The 5,866-nt window shown below is 76.3% G+C and carries 6 protein-coding genes and 2 pseudogenes; all 8 read right to left on the bottom strand.

The features are described 5' to 3' along the window. Positions 1–457: pseudogene (locus F8274_RS29665) on the bottom strand (ATPase); the annotation flags it as partial. 141 nt (positions 458–598) lie between these two features. After that, complete coding sequence (locus F8274_RS29660) at positions 599–1,459, bottom strand: hypothetical protein (RefSeq protein WP_151465655.1); 861 nt, start codon at positions 1,457–1,459, stop codon at positions 599–601. 7 nt (positions 1,460–1,466) lie between these two features. Continuing rightward, the gene (locus F8274_RS29655; protein WP_151465654.1) at positions 1,467–2,411 is read right to left on the bottom strand and encodes an RluA family pseudouridine synthase; all 945 of its coding nucleotides are present in this window, start codon (positions 2,409–2,411) and stop codon (positions 1,467–1,469) included. After that, complete coding sequence (gene lspA, locus F8274_RS29650) at positions 2,408–3,010, bottom strand: signal peptidase II (protein WP_151465653.1); 603 nt, start codon at positions 3,008–3,010, stop codon at positions 2,408–2,410. The genes F8274_RS29655 and lspA overlap by 4 nt, the downstream gene beginning before the upstream one ends. Positions 3,011–3,077: 67 nt before the next feature. Further along, positions 3,078–3,497, bottom strand: a complete 420-nt coding sequence (locus F8274_RS29645; protein WP_091268039.1) for a TraR/DksA C4-type zinc finger protein — start codon at positions 3,495–3,497, stop codon at positions 3,078–3,080. Positions 3,498–3,720: 223 nt separating this feature from the next. Continuing rightward, the gene (locus F8274_RS29640; protein WP_151465652.1) at positions 3,721–5,226 is read right to left on the bottom strand and encodes a potassium/proton antiporter; all 1,506 of its coding nucleotides are present in this window, start codon (positions 5,224–5,226) and stop codon (positions 3,721–3,723) included. Positions 5,227–5,248: 22 nt separating this feature from the next. Continuing rightward, complete coding sequence (locus F8274_RS29635; RefSeq protein ID WP_151465651.1) at positions 5,249–5,557, bottom strand: DUF167 domain-containing protein; 309 nt, start codon at positions 5,555–5,557, stop codon at positions 5,249–5,251. Between the two features lie 2 nt (positions 5,558–5,559). Then, positions 5,560–5,866 (bottom strand): annotated as a pseudogene (locus tag F8274_RS29630) (hypothetical protein); the annotation flags it as partial.

Raw genomic sequence — 5,866 nt, 5'->3', positions numbered from 1 at the left:
CGTACCGGGACTCGACCGAGGCGGTGCCCCGGCCGCGCGCCTGCGGCTCGGGATAGCCCGGCTCGGGCGGGTGGGCCGGCTCGGCCCGCCAGGACGGCTCGGCGCGCGGCTCCGGCTCGGCGCGGTAGGCGGGCTCCGCCCGGTAGGCCGGCTCGCCGTCGCGGCGCGGGTCGACCCGGTAGGCGGGCTCCACCCGGTAGGTCGCCTCGACGCGGTACGCCGGCTCGACGTCGAACGACCCGTCGGCGGGGCGGGCGACGGCCTGCGCCCGGCCGGTCCAGCCGGTGCCGGCGGCGCGCCGGGGCAGCGGGTCCGGGTCCGGCGGCGGTTCGTCGGGGCGGTGGTCCGGGTCGGGGTGCTCCGCGCCGCGACCCCCGAGCCGGGCCCGGTCGAGCAGCGCCCGCCACCGTGGTGCCGGCTCAGCCTGCCGACCCCAACCGGTTTCGCTGCCGTCCAAGGCCTCGCCCCTCCCCCAGCCCATCGATCTCCGCCTGACAGGCTACGAACGAAACCCTATTCGGACCACACCCCGGTGCGCACATCCCCCGGTGCCTCTCCTCACCACCCCGCCGGGCACGGGGCCGCCCACCTGCACGTCTCAGGAGGTGGGAGCGGGATTCGGCGGTCCCGCCCCGGAGGCGGGCCGGCCGGCGGCCGGTGAGGATCCGGTCACCGTCGGTGCGGATTCCGACGAATCGGCCATACCGGCGCTCGGCGCGAGCCCGGTGTCGGCCGGCGGCCGGACCACGTCCCGCTGCTCCGGCAGGGGCGCGGTGAACACCGTACGGTCCAACCGGGTCACCTCCGGGGCGGGATCGACCGCGCGGACGCCCGACCGGGCGGCCAGCGCCCGCAGGGCGTCCGGGGCGTCCCGGACCACGGCGGCGTAGACGCAGGCGCAGGCGGCCCGATAGCCGGCCGCCTCCCGGGCCGCCACGACGGCCCCGGTGTCGTACACCCGGCGCGCCTCGGGATCGGCGGTGGCCGCCGGGGCGGCGGCGCGGGCCCGGTAGTCGGCGGCCTCCCGGTCCTTGCGCACGGCCACCTCGGCCATCCCGGCTACCACGTCGTCCGGGACGCGCAACGCGGCGATCCGCACGATCTCGGTCTGCCGCCCGGGCACCGGCGCCCGCGCCAGCACGGCGGAGACCGGGGCGCCGCCCAGTGCGGTGGCCACCTGCGCCGGCGTCAGGTAGGCGGCGAACGACACGAGGGCGTAGCCGCCGGGCGGCGGGGCGTCGAGCCGGGCGAGTTCGTCGCCGGCGGCACGCAGGTAGGCCGGGACCGAGTCCCCGTCGGCCACCCCGACCCGGGTCACCTCGCCCACCGTGCGGTCACCCACCGGCTCGTCCCGCCGCTGCGCGACGGCGACCACGAGCACCACCAGCGCGCAGGCCAGGGCCAGCCAGGTGAGCGCGGCGGAGCGCGACCGCCGCGGCGGCGGGGTGTCGGTGCTCATCGGCGGGTCAGTCGCGGAGGATCTCCAGCGCCCGGGCCAGGTCGTCCGGGTACTCGCTGACGAAGGTGACCTCGTCGCCGGTGCGCGGGTGCGCGAAGCTCAGCGAGCGGGCGTGCAGCCACTGCCGGCTCAGCCCGAGCCGGGCGGACAGGGTCGGGTCGGCGCCGTAGGTGAGGTCGCCCACGCAGGGGTGCCGCAGCGTCGAGAAGTGCACCCGGATCTGGTGGGTACGCCCGGTCTCCAGCCGCACGTCGAGCAGGCTGGCCGCGGGGAACGCCTCGAGGGTGTCGTAGTGGGTGATGCTCGGCTTGCCGCCGGACACCACCGCCCAGCGGTAGTCGTGGTGCGGGTGCCGGTCGATCGGCGCGTCGATGGTGCCGCGCAGCGGGTCCGGGTGGCCCTGCACCACGGCGTGGTAGCGCTTCTCCACCTCGCGGTACTTGAACGCCCGCTTCAACGCGGTGTACGCCTGCTCGCTCTTGGCCACCGCCATGACCCCGGTGGTGCCCACGTCGAGCCGGTGCACCACGCCCTGCCGCTCGGCGGCGCCGCTCGTGGAGATCCGGTGGCCGATCGCGGCCAGCCCGCCGATCACGGTCGGGCCGGTCCAGCCCGGGCTCGGGTGGGCGGCCACCCCCACCGGCTTGTCCACCACCACGATGTCGTCGTCGGCGTAGACCACGGTGAGGCCGGGCACGGCCTGCGGCACCACGGTCGGCGGGGCGGCCGGCGCGGGCAGCGTGACCTCCAGCCAGGAGCCCGCCTTGACCTTGTGCGAGTTGGGCCGGGCCGCGCCGTCGACCAGCGCGTCCCCGGCGTCGACCAGCGCGGCCGCGGCCGTCCGGGACAGCCCGAAGAGCCGGGAGACGGCCTGGTCCAGCCGCATGCCGTCGAGCCCGTCCGGGACGGGCAGGGACCGGTGGTCGCCGTCGGCGGCGAAGGCGGAGGTCACGCGCGCTCCCGCTGCTCGGCGCGGGCCTCGTCGCCGGAGCGCGCGGCGGTGGCCCGGGAGCCGTCCCGCTGCCGGCCGGTCAGCTCCAGGAACACCGCCAGCAGCACGCCGCAGACCAGCGAGCTGTCGGCCAGGTTGAACACCGGCCACACCTGCCCGTACGGGTCGAAGAGGCTGACCATGTCGACCACGTGGCCGACGAAGTGCCCGGGGGCCCGGAAGACCCGGTCGGTGAGGTTGCCGAGCGCCCCGCCCAGCACCAGCCCGAGCGACACGGCCCAGGGCAGCGACCGCAGCCGCAGCGCCATCCAGGCGATCCAGGCGACCACGCCGATGGTGATCAGCGGGAAGACCCAGGTGTGGTCGGAGCCGATGCTCCACGCGGCGCCGCTGTTGCGGGTCAGGCTGAGGTAGACCGCCCCGCCGAGCAGCGGCACCGGCCCGCGCCCGGTGAGCTCCGAGAGCGCGAGCTGCTTGGTGACCAGGTCGGCGACGAGGGACGTCAGGGCCACGCCGAGCAGCAGGCCGGCCGCCTTGCGGCGGGGCATGCCGGTGCCCGACTCGGCGGTGCCGGACCGGGCGGGCGGTGCTGCGGTCATCTGCTCCCCATCGACGCTCGCGACGGTGGCGGTCACCGTCTGCCGTTCGGCCGCCGGGGAACGGACGTCAGCGCCGCTCCTCCAGCTGCTTGCAGCTCACGCAGAGGGTGGCCGACGGGAAGGCGGCGAGCCGCTCCACCGGGATCGGGTTGCCGCACCGCTCACACCAGCCGTAGCCACCCTCGTCGAGACGCTCCAGCGCGCGCTCGACCTGCGTGATCCGTTCCTTGATGCTGTTGGCGAGTGAGATCTCCTGCTCGCGCTCGAACGTCTTGGTGCCGGTGTCGGCCTGGTCGTCCCCGGCCGAGTCGGTCAGCCGGTCGCGCTGCAGCTCGGTGATCTCGCTCAGCGTCTGATCGTACTCGGCGTTGAGCTCGTCCCGCCGTGCCGCCAGGGCGGCCCGGATCTTCTCGGTCTCCGCGGCGCTGCGGGTGGCCTTCGCCACCGGCTTGCGACCGGCGGTCCTGGTGTCGGCTGGCTTCGCCATCGTCAGCTCCCTCAGCCGCGTGCCGCGGCGGTCAGCGTGCCTGGGCGGGGGTCGCCGGCAATGGTCGTCCCCCATGTACAGAACGGGCGCGCGGCGACAGGGCCGCGCACTCCGGAGGGTGGCAAGAATACGGAACGTACAGGCGTCCGACAACGTGCCGCACCGTCGCACCGCGATTCAGCCCCGAACAGCCACCAATCGGGACAAAGGGAACGCTAGCAGATCAGCCGGTCCGGTCCTCGCCGTACTCGCCAAACCACCGGGCCAGCCGACCGCGCCGGCTCACCGCCCGCAGCCGCCGCTCCGTCTCGTCCCGCACCTCCGCGGTGGCCACGATGAGCAGGCTGTCGCCGGCCTTCAACCGGGTGTCCGGGCCGGGCACGAAGCCCGCCCCGTCGCGCAGCACCAGCGTCACCGAGGCGCCCACCGGCAGCCGCAGCTCGTCCACGTGCACCCCGCCCAGCCGGGAGCCCGGCGGCACCTCCAGCTGGAGCAGGTCGGCCCGCATCCGCTCCAGCGGGGCCGTCTCCAGCAGGATCTCCGCGGCCTCGGCCGGCGCGGTCACCCCGAGCCGGCGGGCCGCCGGCGCCAGGGTCCCGGCCTGGAGCAGCGTGAAGATCACCACCAGCACGAAGACCGCGTCGAAGAGCCGGTCGGCGCCCGGCACCCGCAGCGAGAGCGGGATGGTGGCCAGCACGATGGGCACCGCGCCGCGCAGCCCCGCCCAGGAGAGGAAGAGTTGCTCGCGCAACGTGAACCGGAACGGCAGCGCGGACACCGCCACCGACAGCGGGCGGGCCAGCAGCAGCAGGGCCAGCCCGGTGACCACCGCCGGCAGCACCGCCGCGTCCAGCCGGCTCGGCGAGACCAGCAGGCCGAGCAGCACGAACAGGCCGATCTGGGCCAGCCAGGCCAGCCCGTCGGCGAAGCCCAGGATGGCCTGCCGGTGCGGCAGCCGGGCGTTGCCGAGCAGCACACCGGCCACGTAGACGGCCAGGAAGCCCGAGGCGTGCAGCACCGAGCCGGCCGCGTACGCCAGCACCGTGAAGCCCACCACCGCGATCGGGTAGAGACCGGCGGACGGCAGGGCGGCCCGGCGCAGCGCGTACCGGCCGGCGATCCCGGCGGCCACCCCGACCGCCGCGCCGGCGCCCAGCTCGTAGCCGACCAGGAACACCTCGTACCACCACGGGTGGGCGGCCTCCACGCCGGCCCGGGACAGCAGCAGCACCAGGATGACGACCGGAGCGTCGTTGATCCCCGACTCGGCCTCCAGGGTCGCCACCAGGCGGGGCGGCAGGCGCAGCCGGCGCAGGGTGGCGAAGACGGCCGCCGCGTCGGTGGAGGAGAGCACCGCGCCGTAGAGCAGCGCCAGCCGCCAGTCCAGGCCGAGCAGCAGGTGCACCACCACGCCGACGACCAGGATGCTGACCGCCACGCCGACCGTGGAGAGCGCGGCGGCCAGGCCGAGCACCGGACGCAGCGTGCTCCACCGGGCACTCAGCCCGCCCTCCGCGATGATCACGATGAGCGCGCAGAAGCCGAGCACCCGGGTCAGCTCGACGTCGTCGAAGCGGATGCCCAGGCCGGCCTCGCCGATGGCCACCCCGAGCGCCAGGTAGGCCAGAAGGCTCGGCACGCCGAGCCGGGTCGAGAAGCGCACCGCGCCCACGGCGACCAGCAGGACGGCGGCGCCGACCAGCAGCGCGACGTCGAGCCCCGGCGTCATCGGCGGCCGGTCCGCAGCGGCGTCACCCGGCCGATCCGTCGCGGAGCCGCCGGAGCACGTCGGGCAGCCCGGGCGCCGGGCGCTCGACCACGAAGAGCTTGTCCCGGCTGGCCGCGCCGGCCCGCAGGGAGACCGCCGCCGGCCGGACGCCGAGCGCGTCGGCCAGGGCGCGGCGGGCCGCCTCGGTGGCCCGGCCGTCCACCGCGGGCGCGTTCACCGCGACGACCAGGGCCGGGCCGTGCGGCCCCTCGAACCGGCCGCCGACCCGGGCCCGCGAGGCGCCGGGCTTCACCCGTACGGCGACGGTGAGCGTGTCGTCCATGGTCACCATGATCAGCGCGGCCGGGCCTCGGCGAGCAGCGTGGTGGCCGGCGCGCAACGGCCGCACGGGGTGAAGCCCAGCCCGACCGCCTCCGCTACCGGCAGCGGCTCGTCGGCCCGGCCCACCAGCTGGGGGCAGCCGGGCAGGTGGAAGCGGGGGTGGCCGTCGACCACCCGGACCTCGCCGTCGAGCCGGACCAGCCGGGCGACCTCCCCGTCGGTGAGGAACTCGGCCGGCGGCTCGCCCTCGATCGGGCCGCCCGGCGCCGGCGACATGGGCGTCGGTGACGTGGGTGCCGGCTCGTCGAACGCCGCCTCG

Source organism: Micromonospora sp. AMSO31t, assembly GCF_008868175.1.
Lineage (GTDB): Bacteria > Actinomycetota > Actinomycetes > Mycobacteriales > Micromonosporaceae > Micromonospora.
The sequence above is the reverse complement of the archived record's forward strand: the minus strand, read 5'-3'. Positions and strand labels throughout refer to the sequence as shown.